Genomic DNA, 18,698 nt, shown 5'->3' with positions numbered 1-18,698 from the left:
GCTACTCCTTCCCCTCGGGGCCGGCGTCCTCGCCGTCACCGTCGTCCACGGTTCCCGGGTCGTGGGGCACGTTGCGCTCGACCTCGGCCAGCTGCTCGTAGTAGCGCCAGCGCTCGTCGACGTCGGCCTGGGCCAGGGCGAGCAGGTGCTCCGCGCGCTGCGGCTCGGTGCGGGCGAGCATCGCGAAGCGGGTCTCGTGCTGGGTGAAGTCGTGCAGCGGCACGGTCGGCCGCTTGGAGTCCAGGCTGAACGGGTGCGTGCCCAGCTCCGGGCTCGGGTGGTAGCGGTACAGCGGCCAGTACCCGGACGCCACCGCGGTCTTCTGGTGCGCCATCGACGTCGACATCTCGATGCCGTGCGCGATGCAGGTGGAGTAGGCGATGACCAGGCTCGGGCCCGGGTACGCGGCAGCGTCGCGGAGGGCGCGGACCGTCTGGGTCTCGTTGGCCCCCAGTGCGATCTGGGCGACGTAGACGTTGCCGTAGGCCCGGGCGAGCGCGCCGAGGTCCTTCTTGCGGGTGGCCTTTCCGCCAGAGGCGAACTTGGCGACGGCGCCGCGCGGCGTCGACTTCGACGCCTGGCCTCCGGTGTTGGAGTAGACCTCGGTGTCGAGGACCAGCAGGTTGACGTCCCGGCCGCTGGACAGCACGTGGTCGACGCCGGAGAAGCCGATGTCGTAGGCCCAGCCGTCGCCGCCCATGATCCAGACGGTCACCGGCAGCAGGGCGTCCGCGAGCGACTCCAGCTGCCGCGCCCGCGGGTCGTCGACCGTCTCCAGCCGCTCACGCAGGTGCTGGATGCGCACCCGCTGCTCCGCGACGCCGGTCTCGTCCTCGGGACCGGGCTGGGCGTCCAGCAGCGAGCGGGCCAGCCCCTCCCCGACCTCGTGGGTGAGGTCGTGCAGCAGTCGCCGCGCATCCTCGCGCTGCTGGTCGGCGGCCAGCCGGATGCCGAGGCCGAACTCGGCGTTGTCCTCGAACAGCGAGTTGTTCCAGGCCGGGCCGCGACCGGCGCCGTTGGCCGCCCACGGCGTCGTCGGCAGGTTGCCGCCGTAGATGGACGAGCAGCCGGTCGCGTTCGCCACGACCATCCGGTCGCCGAACAACTGGGTCACCAGCTTGACGTAGGGCGTCTCGCCGCAGCCGCTGCAGGCTCCGGAGAACTCGAACAGCGGCTCGAGCAGCTGCGATCCCTTGACCGTGTTCTGCCGGACCGTCGCGCGGTCGATCTCGGGGATCTGCAGGAAGAAGTCGTACCAGGGCCGCTCGGTGTCGCGGTGCTCGGCGGCGGGGAGCAGGTCGATCGCCTTGTGCTTGACCTCCTCCTTGCTGCGCGCGGGGCACACGTCCACGCAGATGCCGCAGCCGGTGCAGTCGTCAGGCGCGACCTGCACGGTGAGCCGGGTGCCCGAGGGCAGGTCCCTGCCCCCGTACGGCTTGCTCTTGAACCCCGACGGCGACCCGGCCAGGTCGTCCTCGGGGAAGGCCTTCATCCGGATCGCGGCATGCGGGCACACCACGGCGCACTTGCCGCAGTCGATGCACAGGCTGGGGTCCCAGACCGGGATGTCGCTCGCCAGCTCGCGCTTCTCCCAGCGCGCGGTGCCGGTGGGGAACGTGCCGTCCACGGGCAGCGCGCTGACCGGCAGCAGGTCGCCCTCCCCGGCGAGCATGCGCGCCGTGACCGTGCGGACGAAGTCCGGCGCATCGTCGGGCAGCGGCCTCATCCGGTGGATGTCCCCGACCACCGCGGTGGGGACGACGACGCGCTCCATCGCCTCGATGGCCTTGTCGATGGCGGCATGGTTGCGCTCGACGACGACGCGACCGCGCTTGGCGTAGGTCTTCTCGACGCTCGCCTTGATCAGCTCGACCGCGTGTTCCTGCGGAAGCACGCCGGACAACGCGAAGAAGCACGGCTGCATCACGGTGTTGATGCGGTTGCCCAGGCGGACCTCGCGGGCGACGCGCCCGGCGTCGACGGTCCACACCTCGAGCCGCTTGTCGATCATCTGCTGCTGCACCTCGACCGGGAGGTGCTGCCACAGTTCCGCCGCCGGGTACGGGCTGTTCAGCAGCACGGTGGCGCCCTCACGGGCGCCGTCCAGGACGGGCATCTTCTCCAGCAGCCCGAACTGGTGGCAGGCGACGAAGTCGGCGTGGTCGACCAGGTAGGTGGAACGGATCGGGTCGGGCCCGAACCGCAGGTGCGACACGGTCACCGAGCCGGACTTCTTGGAGTCGTAGACGAAGTAGCCCTGCGACCACTGGTCGGTGTGCTCGCCGATCAGCTTGACCGAGGTCTTGTTCGCGCCCACGGTGCCGTCGCTGCCGAGCCCGAAGAAGACCGCCTGCACCGCACGTCCGGGGATCCGGTAGTCGGGGTCCGCCGCCAGCGACAGGTGGGTCACGTCGTCGGTGATGCCGACCGTGAACCGCGGCGTGGGACGCTCCTCCGCCAGGTCGTCGAACGCCGCCTTGACGTGCGCGGGGGTGAACTCCTTGGAGCCCAGTCCGTAGCGGCCGCCCACCACCAGCGGCGGCGTCCGCCGGTCACCCTGGTCGTACGGGGTGCCGTCGCCGAGCCGGTACTCCGACAGCGCGCTGACGACGTCGAGGTGCAGCGGCTCCGCCGGGGCGCCCGGTTCCTTGACCCGGTCGAGCACGGTGACCCGACGGGCGGTCGCTGGGATGGCCGCCGCCAGCGCGGCCGCCGGGAACGGCCGGTACAGCCGGACCTTGACCAGCCCGACGCGCTCGCCGCGGGCGACCAGGTCCTCGACCGTCTCCTCGGCGGCACCGGCACCGGAGCCCATGATGACCATGACCCGCTCCGCGTCGGGGGCGCCGACGTAGTCCACCAGCCCGTAGTGGCGTCCGGTGCGCTCGCCCAGGTCGGCCAAGCAGCGCGCGACCACCTTGGGCAGCGCGTCGTAGAACGGGTTCGCGGCCTCGCGCGCCTGGAAGAACACGTCCGGGTTCTGAGCGGTGCCGCGCAGGACCGGTCGCTCGGGCGACAGCCCCCGGGTGCGGTGCGCGAGGACGTCGGCGTCGCGGACCAGGGCCCGCAGGTCGTCGTCGGACAGCAGCGCGACCTTGTCGACCTCGTGCGAGGTGCGGAAGCCGTCGAAGAAGTGCAGGAACGGGACCCGGGAGCGCAGGGTCGCCGCGTGCGCGACGAGGGCGAAGTCGTGCGCCTCCTGGACGCTGGACGCGCACAGCATCGCCCAGCCGGTGCTGCGGGCGGCCATCACGTCGCTGTGGTCGCCGAAGATGGACAGGGCGTGCGTGGCCAGCGCGCGGGCCGCGACGTGGATGACCGCGGGGGTGAGCTCGCCGGCCACCTTGTACATGTTCGGCAGCATGAGCAGCAGGCCCTGGGACGCGGTGAAGGTGGTGGCGAGCACGCCCTTCTGCACCGCTCCGTGCAGCGCACCCGCCGCCCCGGCCTCGGACTGCATCTCCACGACCTCGGGGACGGCCCCCCACAGGTTGGTCCGTCCGGCCGCGCTCCAGGCGTCGGCGAGCTCGCCCATGGGTGACGCCGGCGTGATCGGGTAGATCGAGCACACGTCACTGAGGCGGTGCGCCACCAGCGCCGCCGCCTCGTTGCCGTCGATGCAGGCCCACCGGGACCCGTCGGACGCCGTCACGCCGTACCTCCTCAACGACGGGCCCGCCACGGGCCCGTCGTCAAGGACGCTAGGCGGCGACCTGGTCGCCGGTCAGGGTCATCGGACCCTGAGGGGGACGGTCCTCCGTCAGACGTCGGGCCCGGTCAGACGTCGGTGACGCGCAGGCCGGCGTGCGCGCGGTAGCGCCGGTTCACCGCGATCAGGTTGGCGGTGAGGGACTCGACCTGGTGGGCGTTGCGCAGCCGGCCGGCGTACACCCCGCGCATGCCGGGGATGCGGGCCGCCAGGGCCTGCACCTGGTCGGTGGCGTCCCGGTCGTCGCCGAGGACGAGCACGTCGGTCGTGACCTCGGCGATCTCGGGGTCGAGCAGCAGGACGGCCGACACGTGGTGGAACGCGGCCACGACCCGGCTGTCGGGCAGCAGCGACGCCGCCTGCTCGGCCGCGGAGCCCTCCTCCGGGCGGAGGGCGAACGGTCCCTGCTTGTCGAAGCCGAGCGGGTTGACGCAGTCGACGACGACCTTGCCGGCCAGCGGCTCGCGCAGCTGCGCGAGCAGGTCGCCGTGCCCCTCCCACGGGACTGCGACGATGACGAGGTCGCACGACCGCGCGCAGTCCTCGTTCGACGCGCCGGTCACGCCGTGGCCGACCTCGGCGGCGGCGTTCTCGGCCCGGTCCGGGCTGCGAGACCCGATGACGACGCGCTGGCCGGCACCGGCCAGCCGCACCGCCAGGCCGCGGCCCTGGTCGCCGGTGCCCCCAAGGACGCCGACCACCAGGCCGGAGACGTCGGGCAGGTCGTACGGGTCGCGACGCGTCGGCTCGGTCATGACCGGCAATCCTGGCAGCCGGGGCCGCGTCCGGCACGATGGGCCCGTGGACCAGACCCGGGTTGCCCTGCTGCGCGACCTGCTCGCCGGCACCGGATGGGTCGACCGCACCCGGGAGTTCGGCCGCGGGCTGCGGCGCTCGACCAGCAACGAGGAGGGGCTGCTGCTGGTCGGGACTCCCGAGGAGGAGCCCTGGCACCTGGCCGCGCACCTCGACGACGAGTCCCGCTACTCCGGTCTCCCGGGGCTGAGCCCGACGCTGGTCCGCTGGGACCCGCCGCCGGGGGCGCCCGCGCACCTGTCCGTCGGGCTGCAGCGGCTCGAGGCGGCCCGGCGCGGGGAGACGCTGTTCGTCGTCGCCCAGGACGCTGCCCCGGTGCCACTGCTGGAGCGCGTCGACGACGCCCGCCGCGTCGGCGCGACCGTCTTCGCCCTCGACTGCGGCGACGGCGAGCTCTCGGGCCTGGCGCACGAGTCGCTCGTCGTGCCCGCCGAGGGCATCACCGCCCCGGGCGAACCGTCGGGGCTGGCACTGCCGGTGTGGCGCGACCTCGGCCGCGTCGACCTGGAGACCCCCGCGGTGTCCTTCGACGTGGTGCAGCACCTGGTGTCGTCCGCGGCGGGCGACGTCGAACGCGTCACCATCGGGGCCGACGGGCAGGCGCGACGAGGCTTCCGGGACCGGCTGGCCCGTCTGCTCGACGGACTCCAGGGCGGTCCCGCCGACCGCGACTGAGACCCCCCGCCGGCCCGTCCGGTCGGAATCGCCGTTGCACGGCGAGCTGCGGATGCCGAGCATGGGATCCCGTGTCGATCGCCTCCCGCTCGCTGCTGCGCCGCTGGGGTGTGGACGTCTCACCCCTCCGCACGTCGCGCGACTTCCGGCTGCTGTTCTCCAGCGGGATGGTCACTTACCTGGGCTCGACCATGACCATGGTCGCGCTGCCCTTCCAGGTCGCCGAGCAGACGGGCTCCTACGTCGCCGTGGGTCTGATCGGTCTCGCGGAGCTGGTGCCGCTGGTCGCCTTCGGGCTGTACGGCGGCGCGCTCGCCGACTCGGTGGACCGCCGGCGGATCGCCGTCATCACCGAGCTCGGCGCCCTGCTGCTCGCACTCGTCCTGCTGCTCAACGCCGCCCTGCCGTCACCCTCGCTGCTGCTGCTGTATGTGGTGGCGATGCTGTTCGCCGTCGTCGATGGCCTGCAGCGCCCGTCGCTTGAGGCGATCGTTCCGCGGGTCGTGCGGCACGACCAGCTCGCAGCCGCCGGGATCCTGTCCAGCCTGAAGTGGAACACCGGCAGCATCTTGGGGCCGGCCGTCGCCGGGCTGCTCATCGCCTGGATCGGGGTCGGATCGGTCTACGCGGTGGACGCCGTCACCTTCGCGCTGTCCCTCGCGCTCCTGCTCCGGCTGCGGCCGGTCCCGCCGACGGCCGACCGGACGCAACGACCGTCGCTGCGCCACATCGCCGAGGGCCTGCGCTACGCGGCCGGTCGCCGCGACCTGCTCGGCACCTACGCGGTGGACATCGCGGCCATGACGTTCGCGTTCCCCTACGCGCTGTTCCCCTTCGTGGCCGCGGAGTTCGACGCGCCGTGGTCGCTTGGCTTGCTGTATGCCGCGGGCGCCGTCGGCGGACTGCTCATCACGGCCACGAGCGGCTGGGTGCCACGGGTCCATCGACACGGACGTGCCATCGTCCTCGCCGCCGCGGTGTGGGGGCTGGCCATCGCCGCCGTCGGCCTGTCACCGACCATCTGGTTCGTGCTGGGCTTCCTGGTCGTGGCCGGTGCGGCGGACATGGTCAGCGGCCAGTTCCGGCTGCTGATGTGGAACCAGACGATCCCGGACGAGATGCGCGGACGGCTCGCGGGAGTGGAGCTGTTGAGCTACTCCATCGGCCCGCTGCTGGGTCAGGTGCGCGCGAGCACCGTCGCTCAGTTGACGTCGTTGCGCATGTCGCTCGCGAGCGGCGGCGTGCTGTGCGTGGTCGCCAGTGGCGTTCTCGCGGCGTGTCTTCCGAGTCTGTGGAAGTACGACGACCGCACCGATCCGAACGCGGTGCGCGAACGCGCACGTCGCTCGGCACTCGCTGACGGATCAGCAGTCGAGACACCGTAGTCGTTGCCGCGCAGTGCATACCGGCGGGAGTGCGAAAGTGCAGCATCCGAAGCAGCCCGGACGCGTTGGCGACCGGCCGCGAACTGCGATGTCGTCGACGGCAGCGCGCGCGACCTGCGATCGCTTGGCAGAGCGCGACGTTTCGCGTCGTTTCTGGCACGCTGTGCGGCAGTTGGACACGACCAGCTCCCGCCACCGGACCGGGAGACGACACCTAGGAGGCACCAGTGGCGGTCGCACGAAAGACCACCGCGAGGAAGGCGCCGGCTCGCAAGGCCGCCGCCACGAAGAAGGCAGCACCCGCGAAGAAGGCCGCACCGGCCAAGAAGGCCGCACCCGCCAAGCGCACCGCCGCCAAGAAGGCCGCACCCGCGAAGAAGGCCGCACCCGCCAAGCGCACCGCCGCCAAGAAGGCCGCACCCGCGAAGAAGGCCGCACCCGCCAAGCGCACCGCCGCCAAGAAGGCCGCACCCGCGAAGAAGGCCGCACCCGCCAAGCGCACCGCCGCCAAGAAGGCCGCACCCGCGAAGAAGGCCGCACCCGCCAAGCGCACCGCCGCCAAGAAGGCCGCACCGGCGAAGAAGGCCGCACCCGCCAAGCGCACCGCCGCCAAGAAGGCCGCACCGGCGAAGAAGGCCGCACCCGCCAAGCGCACCGCCGCCAAGAAGGCCGCACCGGCCAAGAAGGCCGCACCCGCCAAGCGCACCGCCGCCAAGAAGGCCGCACCGGCCAAGAAGGCCGCACCCGCCAAGCGCACCGCCGCCAAGAAGGCAGCACCGGCCAAGAAGGCTCCCGCCCGCAAGGCGCCGGCTCGTCGCACCGCCCGCAAGGCCTGATCCACCTCAGCAGACGACGAGGGCGGTCGCACCCACCACCGGGTGCGACCGCCCTCGTCGTCTGCGCTGCTGCTAGTCGTCCTCGTCCGCGTCGAACTGCTCGTTGCGCTCCGCCGCGCGCTCCAGCGCGTGCGCCGCCTCGTCCTCGGTGTCGTACGGGCCCATGCGCTCGGCGTTGGCGCAGCCTTCCTCCGGCTCCACCCGCTGATGCACCAGGCAGTAGTACCAGCTCATCGCGTCGCCCTTCCTCGGCGTTGCCGTCGCGTTCCTGTGCCCATCGTGCCAGCACGCGGCGGCTGATTCGCTGCGGAGGTGCCGGGCGGTCGTCCCACCTAGAATCCGCGCATGCCCCTCTCCCCCGGGACCCTCAGCCCCGAGCGGACCGTCCCCCCGTCGATCGCGCGACCCGAGTACGTCGGCCGCCCCGGCCCCCGGCCGTATGACGGCCCCGAGGTCAAGGACCCCGAGACGATCGAGCGGATGCGCGTGGCGGGTCGGATCGCCGCCCAGGCGCTGGACGAGGTCGGGCGGCACGTCCGGCCCGGCGTCACGACCGACGAGCTGGACGCCGTCGGCCATGACTTCCTGGTCGAGCACGGCGCCTACCCGTCCACCCTGGGTTACCGCGGCTTCCCGAAGTCGCTGTGCACGTCGCTGAACGAGGTCATCTGCCACGGGATCCCCGACAGCACCCGGCTGCGGGACGGGGACATCTGCAACGTCGACATCACCGCCTACATCGGCGGCGTCCACGGCGACACCAACCGGACCTTCCTCGTCGGGGACGTGGACGAGGAGTCGCGCCTGCTGGTGGAGCGCACGTACGAAGCGACCATGCGGGGCATCAAGGCGGTCGCGCCGGGACGTCCGCTCAGCGTGGTCGGCCGCGTCATCGAGAGCTACGCCCGACGCTTCGGCTACGGCGTCGTACGCGACTTCACCGGGCACGGGATCGGGACCGCGTTCCACACCGGGCTGATCGTCCCGCACTACGACGACCCCTCCCTGACCCTGACGCTCGAGCCGGGGATGACGTTCACCATCGAGCCGATGCTGACCCTGGGGACCTACGACTACGACCTGTGGGACGACGGCTGGACGGTGGTCACGAAGGACCGGCGTCGCTCGGCCCAGTTCGAGCACACGGTCCTGGTGACCGACTCGGGTGCTGAGATCCTCACGCTGCCGTAGTCCGCGTGCCAGGCTGGGCGCCGTCCCCACCGTCCGGGACGACCGGGAGGAACGCATGACCACGGCATCCGGCCACGGGGCCCACCCCACCACGTGGCCGCACGACGTCCAGACGCTGTCGATCGACATCGGCGGCACGGGCCTGAAGGCGGCCGTGCTCGACCCGCACGGCCAGATGGTCGAGGACCGGGTGCGGGTCGAGACGCCGTACCCGTGCCCTCCGCACACCCTCGTGGAGTCCCTGCACGACCTGGTGTCGGGGTTCAGCGGCTACCACCGCGCGTCGGTCGGGTTCCCCGGGCTGGTGCGCGGCGGCTGCGTGATCGAGGTGCCGTCCCTGTCCCGGGCGGTCTACGGCGGGCCGCCGGACCCGGCGCTGGTGTCACGGTGGCACGGGTTCGACCTCGCGCACGCGCTGGCGCAGGTGCTGCACGTCCCGGTGAAGGTCGCCAACGACGCCGACGTCCAGGGCTGCGCCGTCGCGCAGGGCAAGGGCATGGAGTTCGTCATGACCCTCGGTACGGGTGTCGGGACGGCGCTGTTCAACGAGGGGCACCTGCTGCCGCACCTGGAGCTGTCGCACGGGCCGTTCCGCAAGGGCGAGTCGTTCGACATCCAACTCGGCAACGCCTCCCGGAAGAAGGTCGGCAACGAGCGCTGGGCCCGACGGGTCCGGAAGGCGATCGACGCGTTCCACGAGATGCTCTACTTCGACCACATCTACATCGGCGGTGGCAACGCCAAGCACCTCACGGTCGCCGACCTCGGGCACGACGCCACGATCGTGCCCAACACGGCCGGCATCATCGGCGGGGTCCGCATCTGGGAGCTGGACATCTGACCCGGCTGCCTATCCTGAGCCCGTGACCGACTGGCTCACGGACGAGCAGCAGCGCCACTGGCGCGCCTGGCTCGCCGCGTCGAAGCTGCTCATGGACCGGTTCTCCCGCGACCTGCAGGAGACGCACGGCCTGACGATCCATGACTACGAGATCCTGGTGCGCCTGTCCGAGAGCGACGGGCGCCGGATGCGGATGGGCGACCTGGCCGAGGCCACCCTGAACTCGCGCAGCCGGCTGTCCCACCAGATCGACCGGATGGAGCGGGACGGGCTGGTGGTCCGCGAGCACTGCGTCGTCGACCGTCGAGGCGCCTGGGCCGTGCTGACCGAGCACGGCTTCGACACCCTCGTCGAGGCGGCGCCCGACCACGTGGCCAGCGTCCGTCGGCACCTCGTGGACCGGCTCACCGACGAGCAGTTCGCCGCGCTCGGCGAGGCCAGCGCGATCGTCGCGGAGCCGCTCGCCGACGAGGGCTGAGGAGGGTCCTCGGCCCGGGCGCTACGGCGCGAGGCCGGCCTCCTCGGCGAGGCCCGGTCGGCCGACGTCGGCTCCGGCGACGGCGAACGCGGTGGCGGCTCGCTCGCGCAGCACCAGTTGGTCGTCGCGCGGGACCCAGTACGAGGACAGGTCGGCGGAGGCCCGATCGAGCAGCGCGGCGCGGGCGGCGAGGTAGCCGGCGAGGGCGTCCCGCGCGTCGGCGAGGGACCCGTGCCAGGGCAGCACCCGGACCTCCTCGACCGTGGTGGCGGCCGTGGCGGCTCGCGGTGCGGCCCGGTCCGCTGCCGAGCGGACCAGCGCGTCGAGGTCACGGGACACGTCGGCCGGCGCGGCCGCGGACAGCAGCAGCGGCTGGGAGTAGGCGATGGCGGCGCCGACCTCGAGGTCGGCCGCGTCGGCCACCTGCTCGCCGCTGAGTGCGGCGGCGACGAGCGCGTCGGCCGTGCGGTCCCGGGCGGCGCCGTCGGCGTACCAGCCCGCGCCCAGCAGCGCGGCGAGCACGGCGGCCACGACCCACGGCCACCGCCGCGCCGGACCGTCGGCGGACCCCTGCCCGAGGACCTCCCGGGTCATCAGGGTCGACGTCACCCGAGTCGACACTGCGGCGGGCGATGACGACGCGACGTGGGCCGCGGCGGACGGACGCGGAGAGGACGGGGTCGACGGGGGCACCCGCCCAGGGTGGCCGAGATGACGCGAGCGCGCACCCGGGGACGTCGACGCGGTCCGGACCGGTCCGGTCCGGACCGCTACGGACGGTACGGGGGTACTCACCCCTCGCGACGCTCGTCACCCGCCCGGGGTCACCACCGGCACCTTCGGACCAGCGCGCGCGGCACCCGGGTCGAGTCCCGGTGGCCCGGACCGTCGCGGAGGCAGCCCGTTCGTGGGTGCTCAGCGGCCGCCACCGCCCGGCACTCTCGAGTTCGCCGCGCCTGCCCGCCGTCCCCACTGCCCGGAGGAACCACCCGATGCCCCGCCGGAACCGAACCGCCGACCACGGCTTCACCCTCGTCGAACTGCTGGTCACCGTGATCGTGCTGGGGATCCTGGCCTCGATCGCGATCCCGGTGTACCTGCACCAGCGGGAGTCGGCGATGCAGGCCGCCGCCGAGTCGGACCTGCGGTCGGCGGCCATCGCGATGGAGTCCGGGCGCACCGACGCCGGTCGCTACCCGTCGGCTCCCGACGGGCTGGCCTGCTCTCCCGACGTGTCCATGCACATCGCGACCGCGGACAACCCGTCCGGCGCAGCCGCGTGCCGCGACGTTGCCGTCGCGGCAGGGACGTCCGCCGTCGTGCTGGAGCAGGCGTCGCTGCGCACCGGCTCCACCGACGCGAGCGAGGAGTTCCTCGCGTTCCTGGACTTCTGCCGTTCCGGCGTGGTGTCCCCCAACACCTGCACGTACACCGAGGACGGAACCGTCGTGTTCTCGTACTGGGAGACCTACACCTACAAGGGCAAGAAGCGGCTGCGCCAGGTGACGGTAGAGGTCGAGCGCGGCGACGAGCTCGACAAGGACGAGCTCGCGGCCCTCGGCTACTCGACCCGGCGCGACATCGACGTCCCGAGGCGCCCCTACGTCGAGACCGAGCAGCCCCAGCAGCCTGCGACGCCAGCCACGCCGGCCACCCCCGGCACGCCCGCGACCCCGGCCACCCCGGCCACCCCGGCGACGCCCGCGTCACCCGAGACGGCGGTGACGCCGGAGGGCCCCGACACGTCCTCGGACGGCACGGCGCAGAGCGGTCCCACCACGGGTTCCGGCTCCGAGGACTGGTTCTGCGCCACGGCGACCCACACGGCGCTGGGACGGTCGTGGCACTGGGACTCGCGTACCGGGCACCTGGCCGACGGGGCCTGCCCCGTGGCGACGCAGGCCGCGTAACCGTCTGCGCCACCGCGCATCCGGGGCATCACGGCTCCTACCCTGGGTGTGACGGGCGTCGACCCGCGGCCGGACGGCGCCCGGGAAGGGACACGTCCGATGAGCACCCCGGAGCCGTACTGGGACGGACAGCAGTGGCTGTACTGGGACGGCACCCGGTGGGTGCCGCAGGCACCGCCCGCAAGCGTGCCGACCACGGGTGGCGCGCCGACCCCGGGGGCCCCCGCGAGCGGTGGGTCGCCGGGGCCGCGTACCTGGGTCTGGCTGGTGGTCGCGGCCGTCGTCGCGGTCGCGGTGGCCGGCGGTGCCTACTGGCTCGGCACCCGGGTGGCCATCCCGGACCAGGCGGCGACGAGCGCGACTCCGTCGGCGAGCGACACCCCCACAACCGACTCCAGCACTCCTCCGTCGAGCCCGGGGACCTCCTCGGCACCCGAGCCGACGACCCAGCCCACACCGCCGTCGAGCGAGTCCGCCACCGGAGCGGCGACACCGACGTTCCCGGCCGAGCTGGGCCGCGCCGCCACCGTCGTCGACGGCTTCCTCGGCGCGCTGCAGGCGGGGGACCTCGAGGCCGCGTGGGGATTCTGCACCCAGGAGTTCCTCGACATGGGGGCCCTCGGTCCGCTGACCGAGCGCATCCGGTCGTACCGGATCCTCAATGCCGAGCCGGCCGGCGACTCGGTCGCGGTCACCGTCGAGGAGGACTGGGGCGGGGGGCCCCAGGAGCAGATCTACTACGTGGTCACCTGGGAGGGCCCGCCGCTCATCGGCGCGATCGAGTACAACGTCCCCGAGCCCCCGGGGTCGTGACGGACTCCCCGCATCGCCGGCTACATCCGGGACGCGTCGGAGTCCCGCTGCAGGTCCGGTCGGGCCTGTGTCGTCGTCCCGTCCTCGAAGCAGTAGACCCAGGTCTCGCCCGGCTCCGCCGACGCGATGACGTCGTGTCCGGTGTGCTCCGCGTGCGCCCGGGCATGGCGACCGGGTGAGGAGTCGCAGCACCCCACGCGGCCGCAGGTGAGGCACATCCGCAGGTGCACCCAGGTGAGCCCGGCCAGTCGGCATGCATCGCACCCGTCACTGCTCGGCATCACGGTCGCGCGCGCCGGAACGTGCGGGCAGCCCGGGTCGGGGGCCACGAGGACCACCGGGGCCCACGGGTCCGGGTGGGGCGCGGGCCCGGAGCGGCCCAGGCCCGAGACCACCGACCGCACCGTGGCCAGCAGTGCGCCCCGCTCCGCGTCGATGACCGCGTCGGCCCCCAGCATCGCCAGGTCCCCCGGATCCGCCTCGTCGACGACGCGCACGACCACGTCCCCGCGGACCAGGGGACGGGCGGCGGCGACGATGCGGGCGGCCTGCTCCTCTTCGTCGTCCGCCACCACGAAGAGCAGTGCCGCGGGGACCTCGGCGTGCTCGAGGACCGACTGGCGGGTGGAGTCACCGATCACCACGCGATGCCCCTCCGCCTCCGCCTCCCGGGCACCGTCGGGGTTGAGGGTCACCACGGTCACCCGCACCCCCGCGGTCCGCAGCACGTCGGCGACGTCGCGTCCCACCGGGCCCCATCCCGAGACGACGACCAGGCCGGAGCCGGAACCTCCGGTGAGCAGGTCCGAGTCCGCCCCGAGGGCCGGGAGCTCGGGGATCCCGGCCGACGGCACGTCGGCGCCGGACCCGGACCCCCGGCGCCGAGCCCGGCCGGACAGGGCCGCCTCGGCCCGCGATCCCGCCCACGACAGCGCCGGCGTGGCCATCATCAGCAGGACGGTGACCGCGATGAACAGCTGGACGCCGTCGCTGCCGAGGCCGAGCGGGGTCAGCCCGGACTGCCGTCCCACGCCCTCGAGGACGAAGGAGAACTCACCGATCTGGGCCAGCAGCAGCCCGGTCCCCACCGCGAGTCCGAACGGAAGCCGTACGGCCACGACCGCGGTCGCCCCGAGGACCGCCTTCACGACGAGCACCGCGAGCACGGCGATGACGATGCCGCCCAGGTTCGCCAGTACGAAGGACACATCGAGCAGCATCCCGACGGACACGAAGAAGACCGCCGTGAAGAGGACCTTCAGCGGCAGCACCTCGCCGAGCGCATGGGTGGAGTGCCGGCTCTCGCTGACGACCAGCCCGGCGAGGAAGGCCCCGAGCGACACCGACACCCCCGCCAGGGCGGTGAGGTAGGCCGTCCCCAGGCAGATCGCCAGGACAGTCAGCAGGAAGACCTCGGTGGAGCAGGTACGCGCGACCCGCTCCAGCAGCGGCGGCATCACGCGGCGGGCCAGGACGAGGACGACGGCGATGATCCCCAGCGCCTTCGCCAGGGCGACGGCGAGGTCGAGGGCGGGTGATCCGCCCGATGACTCGGGCCCGAGCAGCGGGACCACGAGGACCATCACGACGACCGCGAGGTCCTGGAACAGCAGTACGGCCAACGAGATCCGCCCGCGCGTGCTCCCCGACTCCCCCCGCCCGCTGAGCAGCGTCAGCACGATCGCCGTCGACGACAGGGACACCAGCAGGCCGGTGAACACGGCTTCGGCTGCGGTCGCGTCGAGGGCCAGGGCGATGCCGGCCACGGCGAGGGACGTCAGGACCACCTGCAGGCCACCGCCCACCACGATCCAGGTGCGCAGCCGCGCCAGGCGCTCGAGCGAGAACTCCAGGCCGATGGTGAACAGCAGCAGGATCACGCCGATGTCGGCGGCAGCCACCACCGTGTCCACCTGCGGCACCAGGCCCAGCTGGGCCGGCCCGATCACCACGCCGGCGAGCAGGAACCCCACGATCGGGACCACCCGGAGCCGGACCGCGAGGTAGCCGATGACGGCCGCGGCGACGACGAGGGCCGCGGTCGGACCGAGGTACGCCGGCACCTCGGTGCCGGCCGCCAGCAGGTCGGCGGGCAGGTCGGCGGGCACGGCGGTCACACGGTCTCGAGGTACTTGTGCACGAGGCTGACGGCGACCGACCCCTGGCCGACCGCCGAGGCCACCCGGCGGATGACGTCGTGCCGCACGTCACCCGCGGCGAAGATCCCCGGGACGCTGGTCTCGAGCAGGAACGGGTCGCGGGCCGGCCGCCAGCCCTTCGGGCGGCGGCCGTCGTGCACCAGGTCCTGACCGGTGAGCACGAAGCCGGACTCGTCGGTCTCGACTACCCCGTGCACGAGCTGCGAGCAGGGCTGCGCCCCGATGAACACGAAGACCGCGTCGGCGGGCACGATCTCCTCCTCGCCGGTCCGCGCGTCCCGCACCGTGACGGACTCCAGGTGGTTCGTCCCCGACACGGCGGTCACCTCGGAGTGCGTGCGCACGGAGATGCTCGGCGTGGCCTCGATCTGGTCGATGAGGTAGCGCGACATCGTCCTGGTGAGCAAGTCCCCCCGCACCAGGACGACGACCTCACGGGCGAAGCGGGACAGGAACATCGCGCCCTGGCCGGCGGAGTTGGCGCCGCCGACGACGACCACGGTCTTGTCCGTGTAGTTGACCGCCTCGGAGGACGCCGCGCCGTAGTAGACGGACGCGCCGAGGAGCGGCTCGACGCCCGGAACGTCGAGCGTGCGCACCTTGACGCCGGTCGCGAGGATGACAGCGCGGCTGCGCAGCTCGCTGCCGTCGTCGAGGGTGACCACCTTGTACGGGCCCTCCACCCGCAGCCGGGACACCTGCTGCGCCACCAGGATCTCCGCGCCGAGCCGTCGGGCCTGGGCGACGGCGCGGCGGGCCAGGTCCGCCCCGCCGATGCCGTTGGGGAAGCCGAGGTAGTTCTCGATGCGGGCGCTCGTGCCCGCCTGGCCGCCCGGCACCTCCCGCTCGACGACGGCGGTGCGCAGGCCCTCGGAGGCGCCGTACACCGCGGCCGCCAGTCCGGCGGGCCCGGCGCCGACGACGACCAGGTCGTAGAAGGGGTGCTGCGGCGCGGCGCTGAGTCCCACCTTTGCAGCGAGCTCGTGCAGGTCGGGGTCGACCAGCGTCGTCCCGTCCGGGAAGAACAGCACGGGCAGCCGAGCCGGCCCGTCCCAGGAGGACTCGACGAGCTCCTTGGCCGCGGAGTCCTTCTCGATGTCCAGCCACTGGTACGGGATCTGGCTGCGAGCCAGGAAGTCCTTGACGGCGTGGGAGGCCGGCGACCACAGCGTGCCCGCCACGCGGATCCCGTCGTAAGGGGCCGGCGCGGCGGCCTGCCAGTCGTCGAGGAGCTCGTCGAGGACGGGGTAGAGCCGTTCCTCGGGCGGGTCCCACGGCTTCATCAGGTAGTAGTCGAGGCTGAGCGTGTTGATGCTGGTGATCGCGGCATCGGTGTCGGCGTACGCGGTGAGCAGGACCCGCTTGGCCTCGGGGTAGACCTTGAGCGCCTTGGCGAGGAACTCCGTCCCGCTCATCCCCGGCATGCGCTGGTCCACGAGGAACAGGGCGATGGGAGTGTTGCGCCGCGCCAGCTCCTCCACCGCGTCGAGCGCCTCCTGGCCCGAGCCGGCCCGCACGATGCGGTAGTCCTCGCGGTAGCGGGCCTGCAGGTCCCGGGTGATCGCGTTGAGGACGTGCGGCTCGTCGTCGACCGTCAGCAGCACCGGGGCGGTGGTCATGATCCTGCCTCCGTTGCGACCGGGTCGGACTCGACGGAGTCGGCGATCGACCCGACCGGAAGCGTGACCACGAACCTGGTCCGGCCCGGCTCGGACTCGACCGTCATGGTCCCCCGGTGCTTCTTCACCACGATGTTGCGCGAGATGTTCAGGCCCAGACCGGTGCCCTCGCCGGGCGGCTTGGTGGTGAAGAACGGGTCGAAGACCTTGGAGGCGACGTCCGGGGGGATGCCGGGGCCGTCGTCCTCGATATGGACCTGCACGGCGTCGTCGTGCCGTCGCGCCCGGACAGTGAGCACCCCGGTCCCCCCCATGGCGTCGATCGCGTTGTCGATCAGGTTCGTCCAGACCTGGTTGAGCTCGCTCGCGTACGCCTGGATCCGCGGGAGGTCGTCGTCGTACTCGCGCCTCACCGTGACGCCCCGCTTGAGCTTGTTGTGCAGGATGATCAAGGTGTTGTCGAGGCCGTCGCGGACGTCGACGTCCTGGACCGGCGCCTGGTCCATGTAGGTGTAGGTCTTCATCGCCTTCACGAGCTCGGCGATCCGGTTGGTGCCCACCGCGATCTCCGCGAAGACGCTGTAGATGAGGAACTTCAGTCCCATCCACTCCACGACGGTCCCGAGCGCCGCCCCGTCGAAGGGATGTCCCAGTTCCACCATCTCGTCGGGACGGAAGCCCAGGCCGACGAGCGCGGGGGCCAAGTCGCCGACCGCCCGGACACCGTGCGCCTGGAGCCACTCCTCGAACTCCGCCTCCAGGTCGGCCCTCGCGACCGGTGACAGCTCGGCGGGCTCCCGGGAGCGCTCGCGCGCCATCCGATCCAACTCGGCCAGCCGGATGCGCTCCTCGCTATCGAGCTGCAGCTGTCCCAGCCGCAACTGGTTCTCCTGCAGCTGGGTGAAGATGTGCGACGCCTGCGCCGCCCCTCGCTGTGCGGCTGCCGCGGGGTTGTTCAGCTCGTGCGCCATCCCCGCACTCAGCCGGCCGAGCGACGCCATCTTCTCCTGCAGGATCAACTGGTCCTGCATCTGGCTGAGCTTGTCCAGCGTCCCCTGCAGGTCGGCGTTCTTGCGGTGCAGCTCCTCACTCTTCTCCCGCAGCGCCTGCTCGCTCTGCCGCAGGGCCTCCTCGGCCGCCTTCCGCTCCCCGATGTCGCGGATGATGCCGGTGTAGAACCGCGCCTCCCGGACGGTCCAGGTCGACAGCGACAGTTCGATCGGGATCTCCTCGCCGTCCTTGGTCCGGGCGGAGAGCTCGACGGTGGTGCCGATGACGTGCGGCTCACCGGTCGCGGTGAACCGTGCCATGCCGTCCCGGTGCAGCTGGTGGTAGCGCTCGGGGATGACCAGCTCGAGCCGCTGTCCGACCGCCTCCTCCTCGGTGTAGCCCAGGATCCGGGTGGCCGCCGAGTTCCAGGTGACGATCTCGCCGACGTGGTCGGCCGAGATGATCGCGTCGATCGCCGACTCGGTGACCGACCGGAACTTCTGCTCCGCCTGCTTGCGCTCGCTGATGTCGCGGATGATCCCGGTGTAGTAGCGGTCCTCGTCGAGGAACCAGGTCGCCAGGGACAACTCCACCGGGAACTCGGAGCCGTCCTGCCGCAGGGCGCTCAGCTCGACGGTCTGCCCGATGACGTGGGTGGGGCCACCCGAGGTCACCCGGTGCACGCCGGCGCGGTGCGCCCCCCGGAAGCGGTCGGGGATGATGAGCTCGATCGGCTGCCCGACCATCTCGGCCTCGGTCCGACCGAACAGCGCCGCGGCCGCCGAGTTCCAGCTGCGGATGACACCCTCGGAGTCCGCCGAGATGATCGCGTCGATCGCGGACTCCATGACCGAGCGGAACTTCGCCTCCGACTCGCGCAGCGCCATCCGGACCTTCGACACGGTCACCTGGCGCTCGATCCGGGTCAGCACCTCGCGAGGGTCGAGCGGCGTGACGATCAAGTCGTCCGCCGACTCCAGGCCGCGCACGCGCGAGTCGGAGTCCCCTTCCGACGCGACGAACACCACCGGCAGGTCCCGCACGTGGCTGTGGTCCCGCAGCCGGGCGACGAGGTCGAACGCGTCGACGCCGTCCAGGTACGCGTCGACGACGAGCAGGTCCGGCTGATCGGCGACCGCGGACAGCACGTCCTCCGGCCGGCCGGGCACGGTGCGCACCGTGTAGTGGGCGTCCTCCAGGACCTCGCGCAGCTCCGCCGCGGTCGACAGCTGGTCGACCACCAGGTGGACCAGGCCTCGTTCCGACACGTCCCCGT

At 72.5% G+C, this 18,698-nt stretch carries 15 protein-coding genes; 8 read left to right on the top strand and 7 right to left on the bottom strand.

What is annotated here, in order from left to right:
- Nucleotide 1: 1 nt before the first annotated feature.
- Nucleotides 2-3,652 (bottom strand): pyruvate:ferredoxin (flavodoxin) oxidoreductase, encoded by a 3,651-nt coding sequence (gene nifJ / locus R2737_04145; protein MEZ5115439.1) that lies wholly within the window; start codon nucleotides 3,650-3,652, stop codon nucleotides 2-4.
- 125 nt (nucleotides 3,653-3,777) lie between these two features.
- The gene (gene npdG / locus R2737_04140; GenBank protein MEZ5115438.1) at nucleotides 3,778-4,464 is read right to left on the bottom strand and encodes an NADPH-dependent F420 reductase; all 687 of its coding nucleotides are present in this window, start codon (nucleotides 4,462-4,464) and stop codon (nucleotides 3,778-3,780) included.
- Nucleotides 4,465-4,510: 46 nt separating this feature from the next.
- Between npdG and R2737_04135 the strand changes: the two genes are divergently transcribed.
- From R2737_04135 to R2737_04125, 3 genes are all read left to right on the top strand, one after another.
- Entirely contained in the window at nucleotides 4,511-5,200 is a 690-nt protein-coding gene (locus R2737_04135) for a hypothetical protein (protein MEZ5115437.1), read from the top strand.
- 71 nt (nucleotides 5,201-5,271) lie between these two features.
- Nucleotides 5,272-6,585: an MFS transporter gene (locus tag R2737_04130; GenBank protein MEZ5115436.1), complete on the top strand. Its 1,314-nt coding sequence runs from the start codon at nucleotides 5,272-5,274 to the stop codon at nucleotides 6,583-6,585.
- 227 nt (nucleotides 6,586-6,812) lie between these two features.
- Entirely contained in the window at nucleotides 6,813-7,421 is a 609-nt protein-coding gene (locus R2737_04125) for a hypothetical protein (protein ID MEZ5115435.1), read from the top strand.
- A 72-nt stretch (nucleotides 7,422-7,493) separates the two neighbouring features.
- Here the strand turns inward: R2737_04125 and R2737_04120 are convergent, their stop codons facing one another.
- Nucleotides 7,494-7,655: a hypothetical protein gene (locus R2737_04120; GenBank protein ID MEZ5115434.1), complete on the bottom strand. Its 162-nt coding sequence runs from the start codon at nucleotides 7,653-7,655 to the stop codon at nucleotides 7,494-7,496.
- Nucleotides 7,656-7,766: 111 nt separating this feature from the next.
- On the opposite strand from R2737_04120, the gene map reads away from it, so the two are divergent.
- Genes map through R2737_04105 form a run of 3 tightly spaced genes read left to right on the top strand, consistent with a single transcriptional unit; the run spans nucleotide 7,767 to nucleotide 9,931 of the window.
- The gene (map, locus tag R2737_04115) at nucleotides 7,767-8,612 is read left to right on the top strand and encodes a type I methionyl aminopeptidase (protein ID MEZ5115433.1); all 846 of its coding nucleotides are present in this window, start codon (nucleotides 7,767-7,769) and stop codon (nucleotides 8,610-8,612) included.
- Nucleotides 8,613-8,667: 55 nt separating this feature from the next.
- The gene (locus tag R2737_04110) at nucleotides 8,668-9,453 is read left to right on the top strand and encodes an ROK family protein (protein ID MEZ5115432.1); all 786 of its coding nucleotides are present in this window, start codon (nucleotides 8,668-8,670) and stop codon (nucleotides 9,451-9,453) included.
- 22 nt (nucleotides 9,454-9,475) lie between these two features.
- Nucleotides 9,476-9,931 carry a MarR family transcriptional regulator gene (locus R2737_04105; GenBank protein MEZ5115431.1) on the top strand — a complete coding sequence of 152 codons (456 nt, stop codon included), beginning with the start codon at nucleotides 9,476-9,478 and terminating at the stop codon, nucleotides 9,929-9,931.
- 21 nt (nucleotides 9,932-9,952) lie between these two features.
- Here the strand turns inward: R2737_04105 and R2737_04100 are convergent, their stop codons facing one another.
- On the bottom strand, nucleotides 9,953-10,540 hold the full coding sequence (locus tag R2737_04100; protein MEZ5115430.1) for a hypothetical protein: 588 nt from the start codon (nucleotides 10,538-10,540) through the stop codon (nucleotides 9,953-9,955).
- A gap of 383 nt (nucleotides 10,541-10,923) precedes the next feature.
- On the opposite strand from R2737_04100, the gene R2737_04095 reads away from it, so the two are divergent.
- Both R2737_04095 and R2737_04090 read left to right on the top strand, forming a co-directional pair.
- Nucleotides 10,924-11,841, top strand: coding sequence for a prepilin-type N-terminal cleavage/methylation domain-containing protein (locus R2737_04095; protein ID MEZ5115429.1), 918 nt, complete (start codon nucleotides 10,924-10,926; stop codon nucleotides 11,839-11,841).
- Between the two features lie 99 nt (nucleotides 11,842-11,940).
- Nucleotides 11,941-12,654 (top strand): hypothetical protein, encoded by a 714-nt coding sequence (locus R2737_04090; GenBank protein ID MEZ5115428.1) that lies wholly within the window; start codon nucleotides 11,941-11,943, stop codon nucleotides 12,652-12,654.
- A 20-nt stretch (nucleotides 12,655-12,674) separates the two neighbouring features.
- Here the strand turns inward: R2737_04090 and R2737_04085 are convergent, their stop codons facing one another.
- The 3 genes from R2737_04085 to R2737_04075 are packed head-to-tail and all read right to left on the bottom strand — an operon-like array spanning nucleotide 12,675 to nucleotide 18,690.
- The gene (locus R2737_04085) at nucleotides 12,675-14,771 is read right to left on the bottom strand and encodes a cation:proton antiporter (protein MEZ5115427.1); all 2,097 of its coding nucleotides are present in this window, start codon (nucleotides 14,769-14,771) and stop codon (nucleotides 12,675-12,677) included.
- On the bottom strand, nucleotides 14,768-16,432 hold the full coding sequence (locus R2737_04080) for an FAD-dependent oxidoreductase (GenBank protein MEZ5115426.1): 1,665 nt from the start codon (nucleotides 16,430-16,432) through the stop codon (nucleotides 14,768-14,770). Before R2737_04080 ends, R2737_04085 begins: the two co-directional genes overlap by 4 nt.
- Nucleotides 16,429-18,690 carry a PAS domain S-box protein gene (locus R2737_04075; protein MEZ5115425.1) on the bottom strand — a complete coding sequence of 754 codons (2,262 nt, stop codon included), beginning with the start codon at nucleotides 18,688-18,690 and terminating at the stop codon, nucleotides 16,429-16,431. The genes R2737_04080 and R2737_04075 overlap by 4 nt, the downstream gene beginning before the upstream one ends.
- Between the last annotated feature and the right edge of the window lie 8 nt (nucleotides 18,691-18,698).

The organism is Candidatus Nanopelagicales bacterium, assembly GCA_041393815.1.
Taxonomy (GTDB): Bacteria; Actinomycetota; Actinomycetes; order S36-B12; family JAWKJK01; genus JAWKJK01.
Note: the sequence above shows the minus strand (reverse complement) of the source record. Positions and strands in the feature narration are given on the sequence as shown.

Bases quoted from the DNA above. Each gene is read 5' to 3' on its own strand.
- npdG (MEZ5115438.1), bottom strand. From the start codon at position 4,464: ATGACCGAGCCGACGCGTCGCGACCCGTACGACCTGCCCGACGTCTCC.
- R2737_04120 (MEZ5115434.1), bottom strand. From the start codon at position 7,655: ATGAGCTGGTACTACTGCCTGGTGCATCAGCGGGTGGAGCCGGAGGAA.
- map (MEZ5115433.1), top strand. From the start codon at position 7,767: ATGCCCCTCTCCCCCGGGACCCTCAGCCCCGAGCGGACCGTCCCCCCG.
- R2737_04110 (MEZ5115432.1), top strand. From the start codon at position 8,668: ATGACCACGGCATCCGGCCACGGGGCCCACCCCACCACGTGGCCGCAC.
- R2737_04095 (MEZ5115429.1), top strand. From the start codon at position 10,924: ATGCCCCGCCGGAACCGAACCGCCGACCACGGCTTCACCCTCGTCGAA.
- R2737_04090 (MEZ5115428.1), top strand. From the start codon at position 11,941: ATGAGCACCCCGGAGCCGTACTGGGACGGACAGCAGTGGCTGTACTGG.
- R2737_04080 (MEZ5115426.1), bottom strand. From the start codon at position 16,432: ATGACCACCGCCCCGGTGCTGCTGACGGTCGACGACGAGCCGCACGTC.